Here is a 23,898-nt window from a genome sequence, read left to right on the forward strand (position 1 = left end):
TTAAACAATGGGTTGGTGCACGGTGACCAATTTCGTACCGTCAGGGAAGGTGGCTTCCACCTGGATGTCGGGAATCATCTCGGCGATGCCGTCCATCACGTCGTCGCGGGTCAGCACCGCACGGCCTTCGCTCATGAGCTGGGCTACGGTCTTGCCGTCGCGGGCGCCTTCCATCACGGCGCAGCTGATCAGGGCAATGGCTTCGGGGTAGTTGAGCTTCAGGCCACGTGCCTTGCGCCGCTCGGCCAGCAGGCCGGCTGTGAAGATCAGCAGTTTGTCTTTCTCTCTGGGCGTGAGTTCCATAACGTTCTCGGAAGGTGGCGGTTCGGTATTCGGGACTTTGCACTGTAAGCAATCCCTGTGCCTTTCTCCATACGCCATAGGTCGCAGGCCGGTGGCATGAAATCTGCACCCCTGGTGGTGTGTCCACCCCGCCGCCCCCTTTCACCGACGACGCGCCCGCCCAGCGGGTGGTGAAAATCCGCCGCGACTACAACAACTGGGTGGCCTCCGAAACCATGGAGGACTACGCGCTGCGCTTCACGCCACAGCGCTTTCGCAAATGGTCCGAGTGGCGTGTGGCCAACACCGCCTTTGGCGCGGCCTCCTTCCTGATCCTGGAGGCGGTGGGCGCCACGCTCTTGGTGCAGTACGGCTTTGTCAACGCGCTCTGGGCCATCCTGGCCACCGGGCTGGTGATCTTTCTGGCCGGTCTGCCCATCAGCATCTACGCCGCGCGCTACGGGGTGGACATGGACCTGCTGACCCGCGGCGCAGGCTTTGGCTACATCGGCTCCACGCTCACCTCGCTCATCTACGCATCCTTCACGTTCATCTTCTTCGCGCTGGAGGCTGCCGTCATGGCCTATGCGCTGGAGCTGGCGCTGGACATTCCGCCCACCTGGGGCTACCTGATTTGTGCGCTGGTCGTGATTCCACTGGTCACGCACGGGGTCTCCACCATCAGCCGCTTGCAGATCTGGACGCAACCGCTGTGGCTGGTGATGCTGGTGGTGCCGTTTGGCTTTGTTTTGGTGCGCGATCCGCAGGCGTTTGCGGGGATAACGCACTACGCTGGTGATTTTGGGACTCCCGGTACGTTCAATTTGCACCTGTTTGGTGCTGCGCTGACGGTGGGGATTGCGCTGATTACCCAAATGGGGGAGCAGGCCGACTACCTGCGCTTCATGCCCGCGCAAACCACGGCCAACCGCGGCCGCTGGTGGCTGGGCGTGCTGGTAGGCGGGCCGGGCTGGGTGATTCTGGGCGTCATCAAAATGCTGGGCGGCGCCTACCTGGCCTATTTGGCCATCCGCCACAGCGTGCCGACTGACCGGGCGGTGGACCCCAACCAGATGTACCTGGCGGCCTATGAGTATGTGTTCCCCACGCTGGGCTGGGCGGTGGCGGCCACGGCGGTGTTTGTGGTGGTGTCGCAGCTCAAGATCAATGTGACCAACGCCTATGCGGGCTCGCTGGCCTGGAGCAACTTCTTCTCTCGCCTGACCCACAGCCACCCGGGGCGCGTGGTGTGGGTGCTGTTCAACAGCGTGATCGCCTTTATGCTGATGGAGATGAATGTGTTCCAGGCGCTGGGCGAAGTGCTGGGCCTGTACTCCAACATCGCCATCGCCTGGATCATGGCGGTGGTGGCTGACCTCGTCATCAACAAGCCGCTGGGCCTGTCGCCCAAGGGCATCGAGTTCAAGCGCGCCTACCTGTACGACATCAACCCCGTGGGCGTGGGCGCCATGGCACTGGCGTCCACCTTGTCGATTGCGGCCTATCTCGGCCTGTTTGGTGATTTGGCCAAGGCCTTCTCCGCCGTGGTGGCGCTGGTCACGGCCATGGTGACCGCACCGCTGATTGCCTGGGCGACGAAAGGCAAGTACTACCTGGCACGCCAGCCCATGGAGGCCTCGGCCCAGGGCAGCTACGCGCGGCTCGCCGTACGGAGTTGTGTCATCTGCGAGCGCGAGTACGAAGGCCCCGACATGGCCCATTGCCCGGCCTACCAGGGGCCCATCTGCTCGCTGTGCTGCACGCTGGACGCGCGCTGCGGCGACATGTGCAAGCCACACGCCAACCTGTCCACCCAGTGGTCGGCCACGCTGCGCTGGTTGCTGCCCAAGCCGGTGTGGCCGTTTCTGGACACGGGGCTGGGCCACTTCATCCTGCTCATGCTCATCATCGTGCCGCTACTGGCTACCGTGTTTGGCATGTTCTATATGCAAGAGCTGGGTGCCATCACCGTGGTGGGGGAGCAGCAGAGCGCCATGCAGGCCTCGCTGCGCTCGGGTTTCAGCAAGGCGTTTGCGGCGCTCATGCTGATGTCGGGCATCGTCGCCTGGTGGCTGGTGCTGGCGCACAAGAGCCGGCAGGTGGCACAAGAAGAATCGAACCGGCAAACCCATTTGCTGATGCGCGAAATCGAATCACACCGCCAGACCGACGAGGCCCTGCAAGACGCCAAGCTGCTGGCCGAGCGCGCCAAGCAGGCCGCCGAAGCTGCCAACCAGGCCAAGAGCCGCTACATCAGCGCCATCAGCCACGAGCTGCGCACGCCCCTCAACAGCATCCTGGGCTATGCCCAGCTCATGGGCGAGGACGCGTCCATCCCCGCGCACCGCAAGCAGGCGGTCAGCGTGATCAAGCGCGGCGGTGAGCATCTGCTCTCGCTGATCGAGGGCACGCTGGACATGGCCCACATCGAGAGCGGCAAGCTCACGCTGAACGTGAAGCCCATGCAGTTCGCCAGCGGCATGCACGAGATGGCCAGCATGTTCGAGCTGCAGGCCGCGGCCAAGGGCCTGAGTTTTCGCTTCGAGGTGCAGGGCAGCATTCCCGACTGGGTGCGCGCCGACGAGAAACGTGTGCGCCAGATCTTTTTCAACCTGTTGGGCAACGCCATCAAGTTCACCCAGACCGGTGGTGTGACCCTGCGCCTGCGGTATGCGCGCGAGATGGCGCTGGTGGAGGTGGTGGACACCGGCCCCGGCATGGCGCCCGAGGATCTCGACCGCATTTTTGACCCCTTCACGCGCGGCGCCAGCGCAACCGGTGGCACCACGGGCTCGGGCTTGGGCCTCACCATTGCCAAGATGCTGACGGACCTCATGGGCGGAGAACTCTCGGCCAGCAGCACGCTGGGCGAGGGCGCTGTGTTCCGCGTGCGCCTGTTTCTGCCCGAGCTGCATTTGCCGGCCAACGCCGAGCAGCAGGTGGTGGTCACGGCACGCAAGCCACGCCTGGGCTACGCCGGCGCGCGCCGCAAGGTGCTGGTGGTGGACAACGAAGAGGCCGACCGCGAGCTGCTGGTGAGCCTGCTGGAGCCGCTGGGTTTTGAGGTGCGCACCGCTGCCAGCGGCCACGACTGCCTCGATCTGCTGGCCGCCGGCCTGCACCCCGATGTGGTGCTGCTGGACCTGGCCATGCCCGGCATCGACGGCTGGGAAACGCTGCGCCGCATCCGCAGCAACCCGGCGCTGGGCGGCACGCAGCCCCAGGTGGCCATCGTCTCTGCCAATGCGTTTGACCGCGGGCTGGACAACGGCCTGGGCCTGCCGCCCGAAGATTTCATCGTCAAACCCGTGCGCCACACCGAGCTGTTGGATTGGCTGGAGCGCAAGCTCGCGCTGGAATGGGTGGATGCGCTGAGCGCGCCCGAGCCTGCTGCAGCGGCTGCCAGTTCCGACGTCGTGGTGTTGCCGGGGCCGGCCGATTGCCAGGCCCTGCTGGATCTGGTGCGCCTGGGCTTTTACCGCGGCATCGTCAACAAGCTCGACGCCATTGCCACCGCCCAACCGCAGTGTCTGGCCTTTACCCAGGCCATGGCCGCACTGGCACGCCAGTACCAGTTCGAGGCCATGGCCACCCCATTGCAGAAAGCGCTGGATGCAAGCCCCACTTCGCTCTGACTCCGACGACACCCTGGACCGCGCCAACAGTGACGTGGTGCTGATCGTCGACGACGTGCCCGACAACCTCTCGGTGCTGCACGATGCGCTCGATGAGTCGGGCTACACCGTGCTCATCGCCACCTCGGGTGAGGCGGCACTGCAGCGTGCCACGCAGGGCCTGCCCGATGTGATTTTGCTGGACGCGATGATGCCCGGCATGGATGGGTTTGAAGTGGCGCGCCGCCTGAAGGCCGCACCGCACACCACGCACATCCCCATCATCTTCATGACCGGCCTGACCGAGACCGAGTACCTGGTGGCCGCGCTGGAGAGTGGGGGCGTGGACTATGTGACCAAACCCATCAAACCCAAGGAGGTGCTGGCCCGCATGGGCGTGCACCTGGCCGGCGCGCGCGAGCGGCGCCAGACCCGCAATGCGCTGGACGCCTTTGGCTACGCCACCATCACCGTGCGCGCGGCGGACGGTTGCCTGATGTGGCAAACCCCGCTGGCGCGCGAGCTGCTGGAGCGTTACTGCGGTACGCAAGCGCCGCACACGCCGCCCGAGCTGCTGGTCTGGCTGCAGGCCTGCGTGCAAACGGTGGCGCGCGGAGGCGAGCCGGCCAAGCTGAGCCTGGAACGCGGCCCCAAGCGCCTCACCTTCCGCCTGCACCAGCAGATTGGCGACAGCGATGCCGGTGGCGACTGGCTCATCGTGATGCGGGAGGTGTCCGACACCGCCGTCATCGAAGCCATGAGCCTGTCCTTCAAGCTCACCGCCAAAGAGGCCGAGGTGCTCTACTGGGTCGTCAAGGGCAAGACCAACAAGGACATCGGCGACATCCTGGGCAGTAGCCCCATGACGGTGAAGAAACACCTGGAGCGCGTGTTTGTGAAGCTGGGCGTAGAAACCCGCACGGCCGCGGCGGGCATGGCCATGTCGCGCATCCGGCAGCTGCATCCGCAGTTTGAGGGCTAGCGTACGGGTGTTTGTTTGATGTAACGCAATCCTGTTTGCTTGGGCGCAACCGGGCGCTTACCTCCCCTTTACCTGGGGTTTGTAAAGTAGCCGGATCCAAAAAAACAGAGGATCTGGGGATGCAAAAAATCAAACGGGTGCTGTGGGGCCTGGTACTGGGACTCACGGCATGGTGGCTCTGGGTTGACCCCCTTCTCACGGCAAGCCCCGCCTTCTTTGCCGTGCGCAATTCGCTGGTGAACTACACCGGCATTTTGGGCATGGGCATGATGAGTGTGGGCATGGTGCTGGCGGTGCGGCCGGTGTGGTTTGAACCCCACCTGGGTGGGCTGGACAAGATGTACCGCCTGCACAAATGGTTGGGTATCGGTGGTTTGGTCTTTTCTGTGGCGCACTGGTTAGCTTCCAACGCGCCCAAATGGCTGTTTGGATCGGGGTTGGTCCAGCCGCCTGCCGGTGGTCGCCCGCCGCGGGTGGAGCAAACCGTAGAAGTCTTCAAGCTGTTTCAAAGCTGGCGCGGCCTCGCAGAGGGGGTGGGCGAATGGGCGTTTTACGCCACGGTGTTGATGATTGTCCTGGCACTGTTCAAGCGCTTTCCCTACAAATGGTTTTTCAAGACCCACCGGGTTTTGGCAGTGACGTATTTGGCGCTGGTCTTTCACGCGGTAGTGCTGATGAACTTCGCCTACTGGAGCCAGGGGCTTGCGCCCTTCATGGCCGTGTTGATGTGTGCGGGGGCCGTGGCCGCCGTCATCGTGCTGTTTCGCAAGGTAGGAGAGCGTCGCACCGTGGGCGGGGTGGTTGAGCAGGTGGAGCGGTATGACGAACTGGGCGTGCTGTCCGTGCTTGTGCGCATGGATGGCCGTTGGCCTGGTCACCGGGCCGGGCAGTTCGCTTTTGTGACCTTTGACCCCCGGGAAGGGGCACACCCGTTCACCATCACCTCGGCGTGGCAGGACGATGGCCGCATCACCTTCCTCATCAAGGCATTGGGCGACTACACGGAGCGTTTGCCAAGGCATCTCACGGTGGGGCACACGGCGGAAATTGAAGGGCCTTACGGACAATTCACGTTCCAAGGCACCAAGCGCCGCCAAATCTGGGTGGGGGCGGGCATCGGCATCACCCCGTTTGTGGCGCGCATGAAAACCTTGGCGACTGCGCCGGACGGCAAGCTGATTGACCTCTTCCACACCACGGCCGTGCTCGACCCACGCGCCATGGCCAAGATGGAGGCGGATGCTGCCGCTGCCGGTGTGCGCCTGCATGTTCTGCACGACCCCCGCGACGGCCGGCTCGATGCGCAGCGTCTGTGCGCTGCGGCCCCCGAATGGCGGGATGCCGATGTGTGGTTTTGTGGCCCGCCTGCGTTCGGCCATGCGCTCAAGGCTGCGCTGGTCGCTCAGGGGTTGCCGGCGGCAGACTTTCACCAGGAATTGTTCGAGATGCGCTGACACTGCGACAATTCCCGCATGAGCACCGATTCGCCCCAACCCGCCCCCGCCGCCAAGCAAGCCAACAACCCGCTGCACGGCAAAACGCTGGAGGCCATCGTGACCGAGTTGGCCGACTACTACGGCTGGGATGGACTGGGCGAGCGCATTCCCGTGCGCTGCTTTACCTTTGAGCCCAGCGTGGGCTCCAGCCTCAAGTTTTTGCGCAAAACCCCTTGGGCGCGCGAGAAGGTGGAGGGCCTGTATTTGTTCATGCTGCGCGAGATGCGCCGTTCGGGGCGCTAAGACCGACCATTCGTCGTGTTTTTCGTGTCTGAGGGGGCAAGTTGGGGAACTTGAGCGTTCACATTATTTGAATCGGATCATCAATCCAATTCAAAATACAGCAACCCGTGGCCCCCTAGACTTGCGGCCATGGTTTCTTCTTCCACTTCCCCATTCAAGGCCCCTGCGGCGCGCTACAGCCGCACGGCCATCGTGCTGCACTGGGCGCTGGGCCTGGCCATTTTGGGTTTGTTTGGCGTGGGCTTGTACATGACCAGCCTGCCGTTCTCGCCCGCCCGGCTCAAGCTCTACAACTGGCACAAATGGGCCGGCATCACGCTCCTGGCCTTGTCGCTGTTGCGCTTGCTGTGGCGCGCCACGCACCGCCCACCCGCGCTGCCCGCCAGCATTGCGAGTGCTATGCCCGCCTGGCAACACTGGGCGCACCACGGCACGCACTACGCGATGTATGCCTTGTTCTTCCTGGTGCCACTGATAGGCTGGGCCTACAGCTCGGCGGCGGGCTTCCCCATCGTGGTGTTTGGCGTGTTGCCGCTGCCGGACTTTGTGCCGGTGGACAAAGCGCTGGCCGAATGGATCAAGCCTTTGCATGAACTCAGTGCGTTCGCCTTGGTCGGACTGGCGGGCTTGCACATTGCGGCAGCCCTCAAGCACCAACTGGTGGACAAGGATGGCCTGATTGGCCGCATGTTGCCTGGCCGCCGCTAACGCCTTTTCGCCATTTTTTTACAGGATCTCCCCATGACCGCTTCCCGCTTTCTTGTGTCTGCCTTGGTGGCCGCATCGGCCTTTACCAGCACCCTCGCGCTGGCCCAGCAAAAGCTGGTGCCTGCACAGAGCGAAATTGTGTTTGTGAGCAAACAAATGGGCGTGCCCGTCGAGGGCCGCTTCAAGAAGTTTGATGCACAAATTGCCTTCGACCCCGCCAAGCCCGACACCAGCAAGATCGCCTTCACCGTTGACATTGCCAGCGCCACACTGGGTGTGCCCGAGAGCGATGCCGAGCTGCCGCGCCCCAACTGGTTCAACACCGCCAAGTTTCCGCAAGCCACCTTCCAGTCCACCGCTGTCAAAGGTCTGGGCGGCGGCAAGTTTGAGGTAACCGGCAAGCTCGCGATCAAGGGCGCCAGCCGCGATGTGGTGGTGCCTGTGGCGCTGACCCAGAGCGGAGCCACCACCACCGTGATTGGCACCTTCCCGCTCAAGCGTCTGGCCTTCAAGATCGGCGAGAACGAGTGGGCCGACACCTCCATGGTGGCCGACGACGTGCAGGTCAAGTTCAAGCTCGCGCTGACTGGCGTGGGCAAGCTCTAAGTTTCTTTCGTTTCTTTTTTAACCATCCCGCAAATCAGGAGTTTTCCATGCGTACATCCTTTATCGCCGCCGCCCTGGCGCTTTCCGCTTTCGCCGGTTCCGTGAGCGCCCAGTCCGCCACTTACGCGATTGACACCTCGCACACCTTTCCCCGTTTTTCTTACAACCACCTGGGCCTGTCTACCCAGCAAAGCCGCTTCAACAACACGACCGGCACGGTGACGTTTGACAAGGCCGCCAAGACTGGCGCGGTGGACGTGGTGATTGACATGAAGGGCGTGGACACAGGCTTCACCGCTTTTAATGGCCACATCCAAGGCGAAGACTTTCTGGACACAGCCAAGTTCCCCACCGCCACCTTCAAGTCCACCAAAGTGGTGTTTGAAGGCGACAAGCCTGCTGCAGTGGAAGGCAACCTGACCATTAAAGGCATCACCAAGCCTGTGACCCTGAAGATCAACAACTTCGTGTCCACCCAGCACCCCATGATGAAGAAGGACGTGATTGCTGCTGACGCCGTCACCACCATCAAGCGCACAGAGTTCAATGCTGGCAAGTTCGCACCTTACGTGGGTGACGACGTGACCATCACTATCGCTATCGAAGCGATCAAGCAGTAAACCTGCGGCCTTGTGCCCTGGAAGCAAAGCCAGCCCGCGGGCTGGCTTTTTTATGGGAATTTGATGCTAAATTGGCCTCTAGCCCCCGTGGATATTGCGCGAGCAGCTCCTGTATTGGTAGCAAAATAAGAAGACTGCCACTCTCCTGTTCTCTGCCACCATGCCAGCCATGTCCTCCGTTGCTCCCCGCACGTCCCTCGCATCCGTGGCCCACGCGCGCGCACTCCGCTGGGAGCCCGCTGGCTCCCCCGTGCTGGACCTGCCGGCGCTGCAGATCCCGCCTGGCGTGAGCTGGGTGGGCGGCGGGGAAGGGCGGGGCAAAAGCAGTCTGCTGCGTTGCCTGGCCGGCGATTTGCAGCTGCCCGGCAGCCATCTGCAGATCGGCAGCACCCTGCTGGCCAGTGCGCCCGCCGCCTACCGTGCGCAGGTGGCCTGGATAGACCCGCGCACCACCGCGCACGACCAGGTGCCCGGCGCAGAGTTTCTGGCCCATACGGCGGCGCGTTACCCCCGCTGGGACGCTGCGCTGCTGGCCGACCTGAGCGAGGCGCTGGACCTCCGCCCTCATCTGCATAAGCCGCTGTACATGCTGTCCACCGGCTCCAAACGCAAAGTCTGGCTGGCTGCCGCATTGGCGTCCGGCGCCACGCTCACGCTGCTGGACGAACCCTTTGCCGCCCTCGACAAAACCTCTATCCGCTGCCTGCTGGACCTGCTGCGCGAAGCCGCCAGCCACACAACGCGCGCCTGGGTGGTGGCCGACTACGAAGCGCCCGCAGGCGTGCCCCTGGCCCAGCACATCGACCTGGGCGATTGATTCATTGAAGGAGACTCCCCATGCCCCAACGCCTTCCCACCTATTTCATCTCGCACGGCGGCGGCCCCTGGCCCTGGATGCCCGAGATGGCCCCTGCCATGCAGCCGTTGGCTGCCTCATTGGCCGATATTCCGCGCCAGCTGGGCCAAACGCCCAAGGCCGTGCTGATGGTCACCGCGCATTGGGAGGCGCGTGCCTTCACGCTGGGCAGCAGCCCGGCACCCGGCATGGTGTACGACTATGGAGGCTTCCCGCCCCACACCTACCAGATCGTCTACCCCGCGCCCGGCGCGCCCGCGCTGGTGCAGCGGGTGCAGGGCTTGCTGGAGGCTGCGGGCCTGCCCGTGGCGCAAGACGCGCAGCGCGGCTACGACCACGGCACCTTTGTGCCCCTGGCCGTGATGTACCCCCAGGCCGATGTGCCGGTGCTGCAAATGTCTTTGCGCGCCGGGCTGGACCCCGCCCAGCATCTGGCACTGGGCCGCGCGCTGGCAGTGCTGCGCGACGAAGGTGTGCTCATCGTCGGCAGTGGGCTCAGCTACCACAACCTGCGTGCCTTCGGCCGTGCGGGGCAAGCGCCGTCACAGGCCTTTGATGCGTGGCTGCAAACCGCCATGGCCGCACCCGCCGCACAGCGCACCCAGGCCCTGCTGGAGTGGGAGCAAGCCCCCGCCGCCCGCCTGTGCCATCCGCGCGAAGAACACCTGTTGCCGCTGATGGTCGCCGTCGGTGCGGCCGAGGCCGACACCGCCACCTGCGTGTACCACGAGGACGGGATTTTTGGCGGCGTGACGGCGTCAAGCTTTCGCTTTGACGCGGTTTAGTTGCTGCCCACGTGGGGGGAGTCTGGCGCTTCGCGATGTGAAGCGCTGATCGGCGGGTTTTTGGGGCTGGCAGCAGGCGACCTGAGGCGGGCCTCGCCCAATCCAGACTCATAGCTGGATAGCGGGCCTTCAAGACTGGGTTGAAGGGAATGCTAAGGAATCACTCCAGACGCGTCCCCAGATCCCGATCGAACAAATGTACGCGCTCGTGATCAATGCGTAACCCTATGGCATCACCTGCCTTGACCGTCGTGCGCCCGGCATCGAGCACCACCCAGCGGGTGTTGAGTACCGACAGATGCAGCATGGTGCCATGCCCCAGTGGCTCCACGACCTCGACAAGTGCGGGAATTCCGTTGGCATCCAATGCCAAGTGCTCAGGCCTGACGCCCAACCATACTCGGCGGTCTTTCGCTGGAATACGATGTGCAGGCAACGGTAAGGTATTGCCACCGACCAAAATGCCTGCGGCGGTAGCTGCACCTTCTACAAAGTTCATCGCGGGTGACCCAATGAAACCCGCCACAAATTTGTTGGCGGGACGGTCATAGACATCCAGGGGAGCACCGACCTGCTGCACCTGGCCCTGGTCCATCACCACAACTCTGTCTGCCAGAGTCATGGCTTCCACCTGATCATGTGTCACGTAGACCGCCGTAGTCGCCAGTTTTTGATGCAATGCCTTGAGTTCGGCGCGCATTTGCAGCCGCATTTTTGCGTCCAGATTGGATAGCGGCTCGTCGAACAAAAAAACCTTGGGGGAGCGAATCATGGCACGCCCCATGGCGACACGTTGGCGTTGCCCGCCCGACAACGCCCGAGGACGGCGGTGCAATAGCCGGTCCAGTCCCAAGGACGATGCAACAGAGGCGATCTTGCTCTCACGCACTTGTGTTTCGGTGTTGCGCAAGGACAGGGGGAAATCCAGGTTGTCTCCAACGGAGAGGTGCGGATACAGGGCATAGCTCTGGAATACCATGGCCACATCACGGTCACGCGGAGGCACGTTATTCACTAGGCGGCCACCAATCAATATCTCCCCCCCGCTGACCCAGTCCAGGCCCGCCAGCAAACGCAACAGGGTAGATTTCCCACAGCCCGACTCACCAACCAAAGCTACAAACTCGCCGTCTTCGATTTCCAGGTTGATGCCCATGAGCACATCTACCGCGTCAAATTTCTTGGTTACACCGCGCAGGCTTACTGATGCCATTCTTTGAACTCCTTGATTGCGGTCAGCCCTTGACGGCTCCGCTAGTTAAACCTGCAACCAGATAGCGCTGCACGAAGCTGAAAAAGATACAGACCGGAATCAGCAGCAGCACCGATGCGGCCGCCATCTGCCCCCAGTCCACGCTGAATTTGGTAATGAAAGAAAGCAAGGCCGGGGGGATTGTTTTGTCCGCTTCCCGGTTGATCAACACCAAGGCGAGAAACAGCTCACTCCAGGCCGCCGTGAAGGTGAAGCCGACCGTGGCAGCCAGGCCAGGCAGAGTCAGCGGGAATACCACTTTGTACATGGCCTGGAACCGGGTACATCCATCGATCATGGCTGCTTCTTCCAGATCCTTGGGAATGGCGTCGACGAAAGACTGCATGAGAAATGTGGCAAAGGGTACGTTGAGTGCCGCGTAGACCACGACAAGTCCGAACAGCGAATCGTTCAGTCCCACCCCCGACAGGATGTGGTTCAGGGGGACGATCATCAACATGACGGTAAACATCTGTGTGACCAGTAGCAAAAAGGAAACCGCAGCCTTGCCCCGAAACATCCATCGGGATAGTGCATACCCAGCAAGAGAACCAGCGAGTGTGGCCAGTAGAGCCGCCCCCACAGACACTTTGGCACTATTCCAGAAATAGTCTGGGAATTGGGTGGTAGTCCACACTTGGTAGAAATGCGAAAACGTCAGATGGCTAGGCCATAGGCGGACCCCTTCGCTGTACAGCAATTTGGTGGGGGTCAGGGCGATTTTCAGCAGCCAGTAGAGAGGGAAAAGCGCAAACACCAAGTACAGGGACAGGCCCAACCATCGGCCACACGGTGCCGCGAATCGCCGCCAAGTATTCATTGTGATTCCTCTGTGCGCCCGTCCATGATGCGACGGCGTAAACGTAATACTGTCGCGGCATAGATCAGCAGTAGCACCAACTGTGCGACCGCCAGTGCCGATGCATACCCCTCATTGAGGTCTGTGAACGCCGTTGCAAAAAGATAGGTGGGCAATATCTGCGTGGCGCCTGCTGGCCCGCCTTGCGTCATGATCCAGACCAGATCACCGAAGTTGACAATCCACACCGAGCGCAACAGAACGGTGATCAACAGTGTCGGCATGACCAGAGGCAGGGTCACACGCGTAAATTGCTGCCAAGCGTAGGCGCCGTCCAGCGCGGCGGCTTCATACAAATCTTCTGGAATGGCCTGCAGTGCTGCGAGCAATGTAATGGCAAAAAACGGAATGCCAAACCAGACATTGGCCACGATCGGCCCAATCATGGCCAGATCGGGCTCGGCCAAGATATCGGTCACGTGTGGCAACAGTCCCAGGTACACCAGCCAATGCGGCAGCGGGCTGGTATAGGGACTGAACAGCATCTTCCACACCAGGCCTATCAATACGCTGGGAATGGCCCAGGGAAGAAATAACAGGGCCTGCAGTTGCCGCCCCCCTTTGCCGGTATGCCGTAAGAGCAACGCCAGCCCGAACCCCAGTCCGCACTGTAGAACCAGTGAAGACAGGGTCCAGGTCAGCGTGTTACCCAATACGGTACCAAGCTTTGGATCTCCCACCAACGTCCGGAAATTGTCCAGTCCGGCAAAGCCTGCCTCACCGAACACGTTGTCCATGGACATGGACCTGAAAGCGTAGGAAACCCCTACCCCGAGCGGCACCAGCAGCGCACCACACACGAGCAGCAAGGCTGGCATCAACAAGAACCACGGTAACGCACGTTGCAACCAGGCAGCCTGCGCACCGGGTTCGTTCAGTGAGGGGAATCCTTGCATTTCAGTTGGCCGCGTCAAACTTATGTTGTGCAGTGCTGAGCGTGTCCGCCCATTGTTTCGCCACATCGGCAACTTTGCGTTTACCCAGCAGTAGTTCCTGGCCGCTTTCCACCATGGTCTTGTCGTACATGGCACCCCATTCAGGCAGGTTGACCGGCGGAATCAGTGGCTGGTATTTGTCTGCCTGCTTCAGCGTCTGGAACCAGCCAGCCCAATGTTCACCGGCAAAGGCGGAGTCGGCTTCGGCACCTTGATGGATTGGTAATACACCGACCGTCTTGGCCCATTCCAGGTTTTGTTTGTTGGCTGTGAGGAACTGGATCAGCTTCCAGCCTTCATCCTTGCTGGCTGATGCGCTAGTCATTGCCCAACCGGCGAAGCCGGCAGCGGGGTAGGCCTTGCCATTCGAACTTAGCGGCGCAGGGATAACACCGAAATCCTTGCTATCCATCTTCTCGGCAATACCGATGAGTGCATCTGCATCTTGCTGCAGCATGGCACAGGTGCCGCTGTAGAAGCCAGTTACGATTTCATTGAAGCCCCAAGAGATGCTTTCCTTGGGGGCATAGCCTTTTTGGTAGAAGTCCACCAGCATCTGCATGCCCTTTTGGAATGCAGGGGTGCCGTACAGGCTATTGCCCGACTTATCGAAGTAGGCACCTGTTGCACCATAGGCAGCCGAATAGTTGGTCCATTCGAACCCACCGCCCTTACCACCGCGCAGGCAGTAGCCATATTTACCAGGCAGTTTGGTACTGATCGTTTCCACTGCCTTCACAAATTCTTCCTGGGTCTTGGGCGGTTGTACACCGGCTTGGGCCAGCATTTTCTTGTTGTAGAAAAGCGCCTTCATGTAAAAGCCGTAGGGAATCTGGTAGGTCTTGTCACCACCGAACTTGGCGGCATCCAGCACCGTCTTTTGCAAGGTCGCCAGTTCTTTGCTGCTTTTGAGCCAAGGGTCCAGCGGCTCAATTTGCTTGCCCTTCACGTACAACGCGCTCCAGCGCTCAGGCATCTCGATGACATCGGGAATCTGTCCCGATTTGAACATGACCAGCACTTTCTCGAACGCACCATCCCACGGAATGGTGACCAGCTCCACCGTCGTGGAGGGGTTGGCTTTCTGGAAAGCCGCCAACTGGGCTTGCAGCAATTTAGTTCGTTCAGGACTGGTAATGACCTCGACAACTTTGAGCTTGCCGGCGTGGACCAGGCCGCTACTGAGCAAACCAGCCAACAGCAATGAACCACATAGCGCTATCTTCTGCATATCTGTCTCCTTCTTGTGATAAAAAAATTAACCTGGGCGGCCTGCTGCATCAAGTGCCGCAGTCAAGTCACACCAAAGGTCTTCCGCGTTTTCGAATCCCACATGCAATCGCACCATGCGATCTGTCACACCGAAATCGATCTGCGAATTGGGGCCCGACGCCTGCGCCCTGCTTACTAGCGCCGGTACTACCAAGCTCTCGTGCCCTCCCCAGCTCACGCCAAGCTGGAATAACTGGAGCTGATTGCAAAAGGTGCGCATGTTGATGCCTTCGGCCAACTCCAGCGTGAACAGGCTGCTGTAGCCCTTCAAGCATGCGGTACCAGGCCCTGGCTGGCACCAAGGATGCAAAACCTGGGAAACAGCGGAATGTTTTTGCAAACGTGCCAGTAGTTGCCGCGTACTGCTCCATTGCCAAGCCATGCGCATAGGCAAGGTACGCAGGCCACGCAGCAGTAACCACCCTTCCATGGGTGAAAGCTTGGCACCAAGATATGGGTAGCTCAAATCGTTGACGGCAGCCATGCGTTCGCTGTTGCCTGCAACCACCCCAGCCACGATGTCGCTGTGGCCCGACAGGTATTTCGATGCAGAGTGCACAACCATATCGATGCCATGGGTCAGTGGCTGCTGGTGTATGGGTGTTGCCCAACTGTTGTCAATGATGGTGACAACACCAAGCGCACGCGCAGCCTTGGCGATGCGCGGCAGGTCCTGGGTTTCCATCGTCCAACTGGTGGGACTTTCCAAATACAGCAGCTTGGCTCCTGGCAAAGAGTCAATTAGTGCATCCGTATCACTGCCATCCAGATACTGGGCACTTACACCCAGGCGGGTCATCAATTTTTCGAGGAAACGGTAGGTGTCGGGGTAGACGTGGCGGACACACACGACCTTGTCGCCTGCTTTCACCACGGACAAAATGGCTGCGCTGATAGCCCCCATGCCGCTGGAAAAAGCCCGCGCATCATCGGCGCCTTCCAGTGTGGCCAGCTTACGCTCAAATTCGCGAACGGTCGGGTTGTCACCGCGGGAGTACACCGGGCGCGTCGTTTCGCCACGTACACGCGCCTCCATTTCCTCCACGGTTTTGAAAGTGAACAAGGAGGTTTGCACGATAGGCGGCACTACCGCTTGCCACGGGTTGGGTTGGTCGTGTACCAACATCGTTTCGGGAAAATCGTTCACGGAGACTCCAGGTTGCGTCAAATTTCATTGGAAGTACTGGAGCGCTTAAGGCAAGTTTTGCTGCGCGCTTTTCGAACTTGAGTCGCAATGTAATTGCCAAGAGGATGTCAGCTCAAGCGACAAATTTTCTAGGTATCATTAAATTTAAGTTAATGAAAACTGCGATTTAAGGGTTAACCATGAAGATTCGCCAACCTTCTCTCAATGCATTGAAGGTATTTGAGGTTGCTGCCAGACATCTGAGTTTTACAGCTGCAGCCCGCGAATTGCACGTCACCAACGCGGCTGTCAGCCATCAGATCAAGCAGTTGGAGGCGTCCTTGGGCGTAAGTCTGTTCAAACGTCGCAACAATCAGTTGGAACTTACGGTGGTGGGCGAAACCTATTTGCCCAAAGTGCAGGAGGCATTTAGGACTCTGCGGGAGTCCACCGAACAACTGATTGGCCTTTCATCCGTTACCGTGCGCATTGCAGTTCGGCAGGCTTTGTGTGATCGATGGTTGATACCTCGTTTGTCTCGCTTCTACGAAGCACACCCCAGAATTCATCTGGAAATCAAAACCGAATTCGAGCACGACTATTTGCTCTATGACTTCATCGTCGACTACCGGCCGGCCAATGCGCCGGATTACGTGGTGCAACAGTTGTTTTCAACTTCGCTATATCCGGTGTGCAGTCCGGGTTACGCGTCCCGCGTCAATGGAACTGAGGACTTAAATCAGGTCGCACTCTTGCATGACCGACCCTTGCAAGGAATGCCGGACTATCCGGATTGGCAACGTTGGTTGCAGGCCGCCGGTGTTGGAAACATCGCCAATAGTCGTGGGACTACGTTTTCTTCCTCCTTGATGTGTTTACGTGCAGCCGAAGAAGGGATCGGAGTCGCTTTGGGGCAGCATGCATTGGTGGCTCCTGCGGTAGAGGCCGGACGTTTGGTTGCGCCTCTGAAATTATCGGCGCCTGTCCGTATGCCGTATTACCTCATCCACCCTACCGCTGCGATTGAAAAGCCTGGTGTGCACACCTTAATTCATTGGCTGCGCGCAGAGGTTGGACGAGGCGACTTTTAAATAAGTGCGGATCCTTGCACTGAATTTCACGCTTGGATTTGCTGCTGCACACCATGGTCAATGCGCAAACGCCTCGTTCGGGTGAATCTCGTCCGTAGGTGTGGCGCGAAGAATGCGCCCGAACGTAGTCTTTCGCCAAGAGCCACAACTGGCCCCAGGCTCTCCGAACCCGGATGCATCCACCGCAAGCACAGCGGCCGTACCGCACCACTGTGCCCCTCCCCAGTGCGCCGTCAGCGCACTGGCTCAGCTTACAAAAACATGCCGCCCGAAGCTTCAATGCGCTGGGCGTTGACCCAGCGGTTGGCCGGTGTCAGCAGGGAGGCAATCATGGCGCCGATGTCGTCGGGCACACCGGTGCGGCCGAGGGCGGTGTTGGCCGCCACAAAGGCGTTGAGTTGGGCGTTGTCGCGCACGGCGCCGCCGCCAAAATCGGTCTCGATGGCGCCAGGGGCCACCACATTGACCGCAATGCCGCGCGGGCCTAGCTCCTTGGCCATGTAGCGCGTCAGCGTTTCGATCGCGCCCTTCATCGCGCCGTAGGCGGCGTAGCCGGGCAGGGCGAAGCGCGCCAGGCCGCTGGAGAGGTTGACGATGCGCCCGCCGTCGTTCATCAGTGGCAGCAGCTTTTGCGTGAGGAAGAACACACCCTTCAGATGGATGTTCATCAACGTGTCGAACTGCGCCTCGGTGGTTTCCATCAGGCTGGCGTGGATGCCCACACCGGCGTTGTTCACCAGGTGGTCAAACCGCTCCCGCTGCCAGGTGCTGGCCAACGCGGCCTTCACCTGCGCTGCAAAGTCCGCAAAGCTGGTGCTGTCGCCGGTGTCCAGTTGCAGGGCCACGGCGCGGCGGCCCAGTGCGGTGATCTGGTCCACCACGGCCTGCGCTTCGGCGGCCTGGCTGCGGTAGGTGAGGATGACATCGCTGCCGTTCTTGGCCAGGTGCAGTGCGGTGTTTTTGCCAAGGCCGCGGCTGCCGCCGGTGACCAGGGCGATGGGGGTGTTTGGGGTGCTGGTAGACATGGGAACTTCCTTCGTGGGTTGGGGATGGAAGTGAGTCTATTGGGCGGGTTGTTTTTGATAAATACTTGGATATTGATTGCTTTGTTCGCAATAATTGAACAATGAGTGACTTAGACCGCATGCACATCTTCAACCGCGTGGCCGAGCTCTCCAGCTTCACGCAGGCGGCCGACACGCTGGGCCTGCCCAAGGCCAGCGTGTCCACCGCGGTGCAGCAGCTCGAAGCCCAGCTGGGTACGCGCCTGCTCCACCGCACCACGCGCCGCGTGCAGCTCACGCAAGACGGCCAGGCGTTTTACGAGCGTTGCAAAGACCTGCTGGCCGATGTGGACGAGCTGCAAACCATGTTCCACCAGCAGGGCACGCAGGCCCTGCGTGGCCGGGTGCGCATCGACATGAGCACCAGCATGGCACGCCACGCCGTCATCCCGCGCCTGCCCGAGCTCTTGGCCCAGCACCCGCTGCTGGAGCTGGAGATCAGCAGCACCGAGCGCCGGGTGGACCTGGTGCGTGAGGGCTTTGATTGCGTGCTGCGCTCGGGCGCAGTGGGCGACACCAGCCTGGTGGCGCGCCCACTGGGCGCCATGCGCATGGTCAATTGCGCCAGCCCGGCCTACCTGCAGCAGCGCGGCCTACCGCAGGGTCCGGCCGATGTGGCCGCCCACCACCTGGTGCACTACACCAACACCCTGGGCGCCAAACCCGATGCGTTTGAGTACCTGGACGCTGCGGGCGCGTTGGTATCGGTGCCGATGCCGGGCGCAGTGACGGTGAACAACGCAGAGGCCTACGTCGCCGCCTGTATCGCCGGGCTGGGCATCATCCAGGTGCCGTGTGTGGGCGTGCGGGAGGTGCTGCGCAGCGGCCTGCTGGTGGAGCTGTTGCCCCAGCATGTGGCGCCGCCCATGCCGCTGACGCTGGTGTACGCCAACCGGCGCAATCTGTCGCAACGGGTGCGTGTGGTGATGGACTGGCTGGCGCAGGTGGTGGATGACTATTTACATGCCATTTAGGCCTCTAGCCCCCGTGGAATATGCGCAAGAAGCTATTAAATAGATAGCGTTCTGCGCTTGCCCCGCGCCCTGCGGGCTGTACGCCACACGGCGTATTCCGGTTTCTGCCTGGGATCCCTAAAGTCACCTCATCGCATCCAGCAAGCGCTTTGGCAACAAAGCAGCACTTGGTGAGACAGATTTTTTAACCCCCACGGAGAAGCCCACATGCAACGTCGTTTTTCTTTGAAGGCCTTGACCGCTGCGGTCGCCTTGACCACCCTGTCCGCCCTGCCAGCCTACGCGGCTGACACCATCAAGGTCGGCATTTTGCACAGCCTGTCCGGCACCATGGCCATTTCAGAAACCGTGTTGAAAGACACCGTGCTGATGGCGATTGACGAAATCAACGCCAAGGGCGGCATTCTGGGCAAGAAGCTCGAACCCGTGGTGGTGGACCCCGCCTCCAACTGGCCCCTGTTTGCTGAAAAAACCAAGCAGCTGCTGACCCAAGACAAGGTCGACGTGATCTTCGGTTGCTGGACCTCGGTGTCCCGCAAGTCGGTGTTGCCCGTGGTGGAAGAATTGAACGGCCTGCTGTTCTACCCCGTGCAGTACGAAGGTGAAGAGCTCTCCAAAAACGTGTTCTACACCGGCGCTGCGCCTAACCAGCAAGCCATTCCCGCGGTGGACTACCTGATGAGCAAAGAAGGCGGCGGCGCCAAGCGCTGGGTGCTGCTGGGAACCGACTATGTGTACCCCCGCACCACCAACAAGATCCTGCGCGCCTACCTGAAGAGCAAGGGCGTGAAGGACACCGACATCGACGAGAAGTACACCCCATTCGGCCACAGCGATTACCAAACCATCGTGGCGGACATCAAGAAGTTCTCTGCCGGTGGCAAGACCGCTGTGGTGTCTACCATCAACGGCGACTCCAACGTGCCTTTCTACAAGGAACTGGGCAATGCCGGCCTGAAGGCCAAGGACGTGCCCGTGGTGGCTTTCTCGGTGGGTGAAGAAGAGCTGCGCGGTGTGGACACCAAACCCCTGGTGGGCCACCTGGCTGCCTGGAACTACTTCCAGTCCATCAAGAACCCGGCCAACACCGAGTTCATCAAGAAGTGGTCCGCCTACGCCAAGGCCAAGGGCATCGCTGGTCACAAGGACAAGCCTCTGACCAACGACCCGATGGAAGCCACGTACATCGGCATCAACATGTGGAAGCAGGCGGTCGAGAAAGCCAAGTCCACCGAAGTCGACAAAGTCATTGCTGCCATGGCCGGCCAGACCTTCAAGGCACCCAGCGGCATCGTGAGCAAGATGGACGAGAAGAACCACCACTTGCACAAGTCGGTGTTCATCGGCGAGATCAAGGCTGACGGCCAGTTCAACGTGGTGTGGAAGACCCCCGGTCCTGTGAAGGCCAAGCCATGGTCTCCGTACATCGAAGGCAACGACAAGAAGCCTGATGAGCCCGCAAAGAAATAAGGCGAAGGCAGGGAGAGACTAGTTTCTAGTCTTAGCCGCCACGACCTTTGGGCGTGGCGGCTTGTTTCATTCAACCGGAGACATTGGCGTATGCCAAAGCAATTGATCCAGCTGCTGCTGTTTGCTACGATTTTTGTAGCTTCTGGCGCACACGCACTCACGGCCCAAGAGGCAAAAGCCATCACATCGGGCGAGAGCGATGCCCGCGTGGCAGCCCTGCAAGCCGCCGTGGCCAAAGCCGATGAACGCACCGTGCGTTTCATCCAGGCCCTGTCGGACGACAGCGTGAAACTGGTGGGTGACGTGCCCGTGATGGTGGTGGACGGCAAGGGCGTGGACCCGGTGACCCATGCCGAGGTGGAAATCCCCGACACCGCCGAAGACGTGATGAATAACAACCGCATGCGCGGCGAGCTGGACAACGCACTGGCCGCCGTGAAGCTGCTGTCCACCGACGTGGCCGTACGCCGCGCCGCCGTGGCCACGCTGCAGGGCAATGTGGACATGGACAAGCTGCCCCTGCTGGACCAGGCCCTGGCTGCCGAGACGGTGGCCGACATCAAGGACCAACTGGCGCTGCTGCGCGCCTCGGCCCTGCTGTCCAGTGAAGACCCGGCCAAACGCCTGGAGGCCGCCACTCTGCTGGGCGACAGCGGCCTGGCCGCCACCAAGACCCTGCTGAGCGAACGCCTGCAGGGCGAGACCGAAAGCGCCGTGAAGGTGGCACTGCAAAAAAGCCTGAGCGCGGTCGAGAGCCGCCTGGCCTGGGGCGACCGGCTGGGCGCCATGTTCAGCGGCATCAGCCTGGGCTCCATCCTGCTGCTCGTCGCACTCGGCCTGGCCATTACCTATGGCCTCATGGGCGTGATCAATATGGCCCATGGCGAGCTGATGATGATTGGTGCCTACGCCACTTACGTGGTGCAAGGCCTGTTTCAAAAGTATTTGCCTGGTGCGTTTGACTGGTACCTGCTGGCCTCGGTGCCGGTGGCGTTTCTTGCGTCGGCCCTGGTGGGCGCGGCGCTGGAGCGGGGTGTGATCCGTTTTCTCTACGGCCGTCCCCTGGAGACCTTGCTGGCCACCTGGGGTATCAGCCTCATGCTGATGCAACTGGTGCGCACCATTTTTGGCGCGCAGAACGTGGGCGTGGAAAACCCGAGCTGGATGAGTGGGGGCGTGCAGGTGCTGGGCAACCTCTCCTTGCCCTACAACCGGCTGGTCATCGTGGGCTTTGCGCTGGCTGTGCTGGCGGGCGTGGCCTTTTTGATCAGCAAGACCCGCCTGGGCCTGTTTGTGCGTGGGGTCACGCAAAACCGCCCGATTGCCAGTTGCATGGGTGTGAACACCGCACGGATTGATACCTACGCCTTTGCACTGGGCAGCGGCATTGCCGGCCTGGCCGGCTGTGCGCTGAGCCAGGTGGGCAACGTGGGCCCGGACCTGGGCCAGGGCTACATCGTCGACTCGTTCATGGTGGTGGTGCTGGGCGGAGTGGGCCAGTTGGCCGGCACCGTGTACGCCGCGCTGGGCCTGGGCGTGCTCAACAAACTGCTGGAAGGCTGGACCGGCGCCGTGCTGGCCAAGATTGCCGTGCTGGTCTTCATCATCATCTTTATCCAGAAGCGTCCGCAAGGCATTTTTGCCATGAAGGGCCGGAGCGCAGAAGCATGAGTACCCCCGTTCCTTCCCTCGTTCTTCCTACCCCGCAACCCTTGCTCACCCGCACGGGCTGGCTCTCCTGGCTGGGGGCTCTGGTGGTGCTGTGCGCCCTGGTGCCGGTGCTCAACCTCTGGGTGCCCGAAGGCAGTGTGCTCCACCTGAGCGACTTTGCCGTGGCGCTGGTGGCCAAGATCATGTGTTACGCCATCTGCGCCATGTCCATGGGCCTGATCTGGGGTTACACCGGCATCCTGAGCTTGGGCCATGGCCTGTTTTTCGCACTGGGCGGCTATGCCATGGGCATGTACCTGATGCGCCAGATCGGACTCGACGGCAACTACAAGAGTGCGCTGCCGGACTTCATGGTGTTTCTGGACTGGAAAGAACTGCCCTGGCACTGGGCGCTGTCGGACAGCTTCATCGCCACCTTGTTCCTGGTGGTGGCGGTGCCGGGGCTGGTGGCCTTTGTGTTTGGCTACTTTGCCTTCCGCTCGCGTATCAAGGGGGTGTACTTTTCCATCATCACCCAGGCCATGACCTTTGCGGCCATGCTGCTGTTCTTCCGCAACGAGACCGGTTTTGGTGGCAACAACGGCTTCACCGATTTCAAGCGCATCCTGAACATCCCGATTGCCACCACCAGCATGCGCATGACGTTGTTTGTGCTGACGGCCCTGGTGCTGCTGGGTTTCTTCCTGCTCTCGCGCTGGCTGGTCAACAGCAAGTTTGGCCGGGTGTTGCAGGCGGTGCGCGATGCGGAAACCCGGGTCATGTTCAGTGGTTACAACCCCATCGGTTTCAAGCTCACCATCTGGACCATCTCGGCCATGATGTGCGGCGTGGCCGGGGCGCTGTATGTCACCCAGGTGGGCATCATCAACCCCAGCGAAATGAGCCCGGCCAACTCGATCGAGATTGCCATCTGGGCCGCCGTCGGTGGGCGGGCCACGCTGATCGGACCGGTCATCGGTGCCTTCATCGTTAATGGTGCCAAGAGCTGGCTGACCGTGACGTACCCCGAATTCTGGTTGTACTTTTTGGGCGCGCTGTTTATCGGTGTGACCTTGTTTCTGCCCGATGGAGTGGTCGGTTTGATCAAGAAACTCAAAGGGAGCAAAGCATGACTCCCGATCTTTTGGAGCAGGGCGCCCGGCGCGTCCAGGCGCACATGGAGGCCTTGGCCGCCGCTAAAGGCCAAACTGAATCCGGTGGCCGTGCCGCGGGTTTCTCGCGGGTGGCCAAGGCTGGCGAGGTGGATGTGACCCACGGTCGTATCCTGTACCTGGAAGACGTGAGCGTGAGCTTCGATGGCTTCAAGGCCATCAACAAACTCAGCTTGGACATTGCACCCGGTGAGCTGCGCTGCATCATTGGCCCCAACGGCGCGGGCAAGACCACGATGATGGACATCATCACCGGCAAGACGCGGCCCGATTCGGGCACCGTGTTCTTTGGCAGCACCATCGACCTGTTGCGTTTCAAGGAAGCCGAGATTGCGCAGCTGGGGATTGGCCGCAAGTTCCAGAAGCCCACGGTGTTCGAGCAGCTCACGGTGTTCGAGAACCTGGAGCTGGCCCTGAAGACCAACAAGGGCGTGAAGGCCTCGATGTTCTTCAGGCTCGACTCGGCGCAGAGCGACCGCCTGGCCGAAATCCTGCACACCATCCACCTGGCTGACAGCGTGGGCCGCCTGGCCGGCAACCTGAGCCATGGCCAGAAGCAGTGGCTGGAGATCGGCATGTTGCTCATGCAAGACCCCAAGCTGTTGTTGCTGGACGAACCGGTGGCCGGCATGACCGACGAAGAAACCGAGCGCACGGCGGAGCTCTTCCTCACACTCAAGGGCAAACACTCGCTGATGGTGGTGGAGCACGACATGAGCTTTATTCGCACCATCAGCGACATCGTCACCGTGCTGTGCGATGGTTCGGTGTTGGCACAGGGCACGCTGGATCAGGTGCAGGCCGATGAGCGGGTGATTGAGGTTTATCTGGGACGCTAAGC

General features: G+C 61.0%; 22 protein-coding genes. 15 read left to right on the top strand and 7 right to left on the bottom strand.

From position 1 onward, the window contains the following. The gene (gene ureA, locus AC3WS7_RS11590; protein ID WP_105261169.1) at positions 1 to 303 is read right to left on the bottom strand and encodes an urease subunit gamma; all 303 of its coding nucleotides are present in this window, start codon (positions 301 to 303) and stop codon (positions 1 to 3) included. Between the two features lie 119 nt (positions 304 to 422). Here ureA and AC3WS7_RS11595 point away from each other — a divergent pair, with 119 nt between their 5' ends. The 9 genes from AC3WS7_RS11595 (at position 423) to AC3WS7_RS11635 (ending at position 10,192) form a co-directional block, all read left to right on the top strand. Next, positions 423 to 3,917, top strand: coding sequence for an ATP-binding protein (locus AC3WS7_RS11595; protein ID WP_492656448.1), 3,495 nt, complete (start codon positions 423 to 425; stop codon positions 3,915 to 3,917). Next, a complete protein-coding gene (locus AC3WS7_RS11600; RefSeq protein WP_492656449.1) occupies positions 3,895 to 4,878 on the top strand; it encodes a response regulator in 984 nt (327 codons plus the stop codon). The genes AC3WS7_RS11595 and AC3WS7_RS11600 overlap by 23 nt, the downstream gene beginning before the upstream one ends. A 119-nt stretch (positions 4,879 to 4,997) precedes the next feature. Next, the gene (locus AC3WS7_RS11605) at positions 4,998 to 6,332 is read left to right on the top strand and encodes a ferredoxin reductase family protein (protein ID WP_492656450.1); all 1,335 of its coding nucleotides are present in this window, start codon (positions 4,998 to 5,000) and stop codon (positions 6,330 to 6,332) included. Between the two features lie 18 nt (positions 6,333 to 6,350). Continuing rightward, the gene (locus AC3WS7_RS11610) at positions 6,351 to 6,617 is read left to right on the top strand and encodes a VF530 family protein (RefSeq protein WP_296468971.1); all 267 of its coding nucleotides are present in this window, start codon (positions 6,351 to 6,353) and stop codon (positions 6,615 to 6,617) included. 129 nt (positions 6,618 to 6,746) lie between these two features. Beyond that, positions 6,747 to 7,325, top strand: coding sequence for a cytochrome b (locus tag AC3WS7_RS11615; protein WP_492656451.1), 579 nt, complete (start codon positions 6,747 to 6,749; stop codon positions 7,323 to 7,325). A 33-nt stretch (positions 7,326 to 7,358) separates the two neighbouring features. Further along, positions 7,359 to 7,931 carry a YceI family protein gene (locus tag AC3WS7_RS11620; RefSeq protein WP_492656452.1) on the top strand — a complete coding sequence of 191 codons (573 nt, stop codon included), beginning with the start codon at positions 7,359 to 7,361 and terminating at the stop codon, positions 7,929 to 7,931. A 47-nt stretch (positions 7,932 to 7,978) separates the two neighbouring features. After that, a complete protein-coding gene (locus tag AC3WS7_RS11625; protein ID WP_296468977.1) occupies positions 7,979 to 8,551 on the top strand; it encodes a YceI family protein in 573 nt (190 codons plus the stop codon). Between the two features lie 169 nt (positions 8,552 to 8,720). Then, positions 8,721 to 9,368, top strand: coding sequence for an ABC transporter ATP-binding protein (locus tag AC3WS7_RS11630; protein ID WP_296468979.1), 648 nt, complete (start codon positions 8,721 to 8,723; stop codon positions 9,366 to 9,368). 20 nt (positions 9,369 to 9,388) lie between these two features. Next, on the top strand, positions 9,389 to 10,192 hold the full coding sequence (locus AC3WS7_RS11635) for a DODA-type extradiol aromatic ring-opening family dioxygenase (protein ID WP_492656453.1): 804 nt from the start codon (positions 9,389 to 9,391) through the stop codon (positions 10,190 to 10,192). A 160-nt stretch (positions 10,193 to 10,352) separates the two neighbouring features. On the opposite strand, the gene AC3WS7_RS11640 is transcribed toward AC3WS7_RS11635, so the two are convergent. From AC3WS7_RS11640 to AC3WS7_RS11660, 5 genes are read right to left on the bottom strand one after another with little or no spacing between them, the layout of a single operon-like run. Continuing rightward, complete coding sequence (locus AC3WS7_RS11640; protein ID WP_492656454.1) at positions 10,353 to 11,405, bottom strand: ABC transporter ATP-binding protein; 1,053 nt, start codon at positions 11,403 to 11,405, stop codon at positions 10,353 to 10,355. Between the two features lie 22 nt (positions 11,406 to 11,427). Further along, positions 11,428 to 12,264 carry a carbohydrate ABC transporter permease gene (locus AC3WS7_RS11645; RefSeq protein ID WP_492656455.1) on the bottom strand — a complete coding sequence of 279 codons (837 nt, stop codon included), beginning with the start codon at positions 12,262 to 12,264 and terminating at the stop codon, positions 11,428 to 11,430. Beyond that, positions 12,261 to 13,199, bottom strand: a complete 939-nt coding sequence (locus AC3WS7_RS11650; protein WP_492656456.1) for a carbohydrate ABC transporter permease — start codon at positions 13,197 to 13,199, stop codon at positions 12,261 to 12,263. Before AC3WS7_RS11650 ends, AC3WS7_RS11645 begins: the two co-directional genes overlap by 4 nt. Position 13,200: 1 nt before the next feature. Further along, positions 13,201 to 14,469 carry an ABC transporter substrate-binding protein gene (locus AC3WS7_RS11655; RefSeq protein WP_296468988.1) on the bottom strand — a complete coding sequence of 423 codons (1,269 nt, stop codon included), beginning with the start codon at positions 14,467 to 14,469 and terminating at the stop codon, positions 13,201 to 13,203. Between the two features lie 27 nt (positions 14,470 to 14,496). Then, positions 14,497 to 15,657, bottom strand: coding sequence for a PLP-dependent transferase (locus tag AC3WS7_RS11660; RefSeq protein WP_296468990.1), 1,161 nt, complete (start codon positions 15,655 to 15,657; stop codon positions 14,497 to 14,499). A gap of 179 nt (positions 15,658 to 15,836) precedes the next feature. Here AC3WS7_RS11660 and AC3WS7_RS11665 point away from each other — a divergent pair, with 179 nt between their 5' ends. Further along, on the top strand, positions 15,837 to 16,727 hold the full coding sequence (locus AC3WS7_RS11665) for a LysR substrate-binding domain-containing protein (RefSeq protein WP_296468992.1): 891 nt from the start codon (positions 15,837 to 15,839) through the stop codon (positions 16,725 to 16,727). A 251-nt stretch (positions 16,728 to 16,978) separates the two neighbouring features. On the opposite strand, the gene AC3WS7_RS11670 is transcribed toward AC3WS7_RS11665, so the two are convergent. Further along, positions 16,979 to 17,752, bottom strand: coding sequence for an SDR family NAD(P)-dependent oxidoreductase (locus AC3WS7_RS11670; RefSeq protein ID WP_296468994.1), 774 nt, complete (start codon positions 17,750 to 17,752; stop codon positions 16,979 to 16,981). A gap of 101 nt (positions 17,753 to 17,853) precedes the next feature. On the opposite strand from AC3WS7_RS11670, the gene AC3WS7_RS11675 reads away from it, so the two are divergent. From AC3WS7_RS11675 to urtD, 5 genes are all read left to right on the top strand, one after another. After that, positions 17,854 to 18,765, top strand: coding sequence for a LysR family transcriptional regulator (locus AC3WS7_RS11675; protein ID WP_296468996.1), 912 nt, complete (start codon positions 17,854 to 17,856; stop codon positions 18,763 to 18,765). Positions 18,766 to 18,972: 207 nt separating this feature from the next. Further along, positions 18,973 to 20,235, top strand: a complete 1,263-nt coding sequence (gene urtA, locus AC3WS7_RS11680) for an urea ABC transporter substrate-binding protein (protein ID WP_296468998.1) — start codon at positions 18,973 to 18,975, stop codon at positions 20,233 to 20,235. Positions 20,236 to 20,325: 90 nt separating this feature from the next. Further along, positions 20,326 to 21,906, top strand: a complete 1,581-nt coding sequence (gene urtB / locus AC3WS7_RS11685; protein WP_296468999.1) for an urea ABC transporter permease subunit UrtB — start codon at positions 20,326 to 20,328, stop codon at positions 21,904 to 21,906. After that, a complete protein-coding gene (gene urtC, locus AC3WS7_RS11690; protein ID WP_492656457.1) occupies positions 21,903 to 23,018 on the top strand; it encodes an urea ABC transporter permease subunit UrtC in 1,116 nt (371 codons plus the stop codon). The genes urtB and urtC overlap by 4 nt, the downstream gene beginning before the upstream one ends. Then, a complete protein-coding gene (gene urtD / locus AC3WS7_RS11695; RefSeq protein ID WP_492656458.1) occupies positions 23,015 to 23,896 on the top strand; it encodes an urea ABC transporter ATP-binding protein UrtD in 882 nt (293 codons plus the stop codon). The genes urtC and urtD overlap by 4 nt, the downstream gene beginning before the upstream one ends. Positions 23,897 to 23,898 lie beyond the last annotated feature (2 nt).

It is taken from the genome of Rhodoferax sp. EU05-FHT12H12 (genome assembly GCF_058791215.1).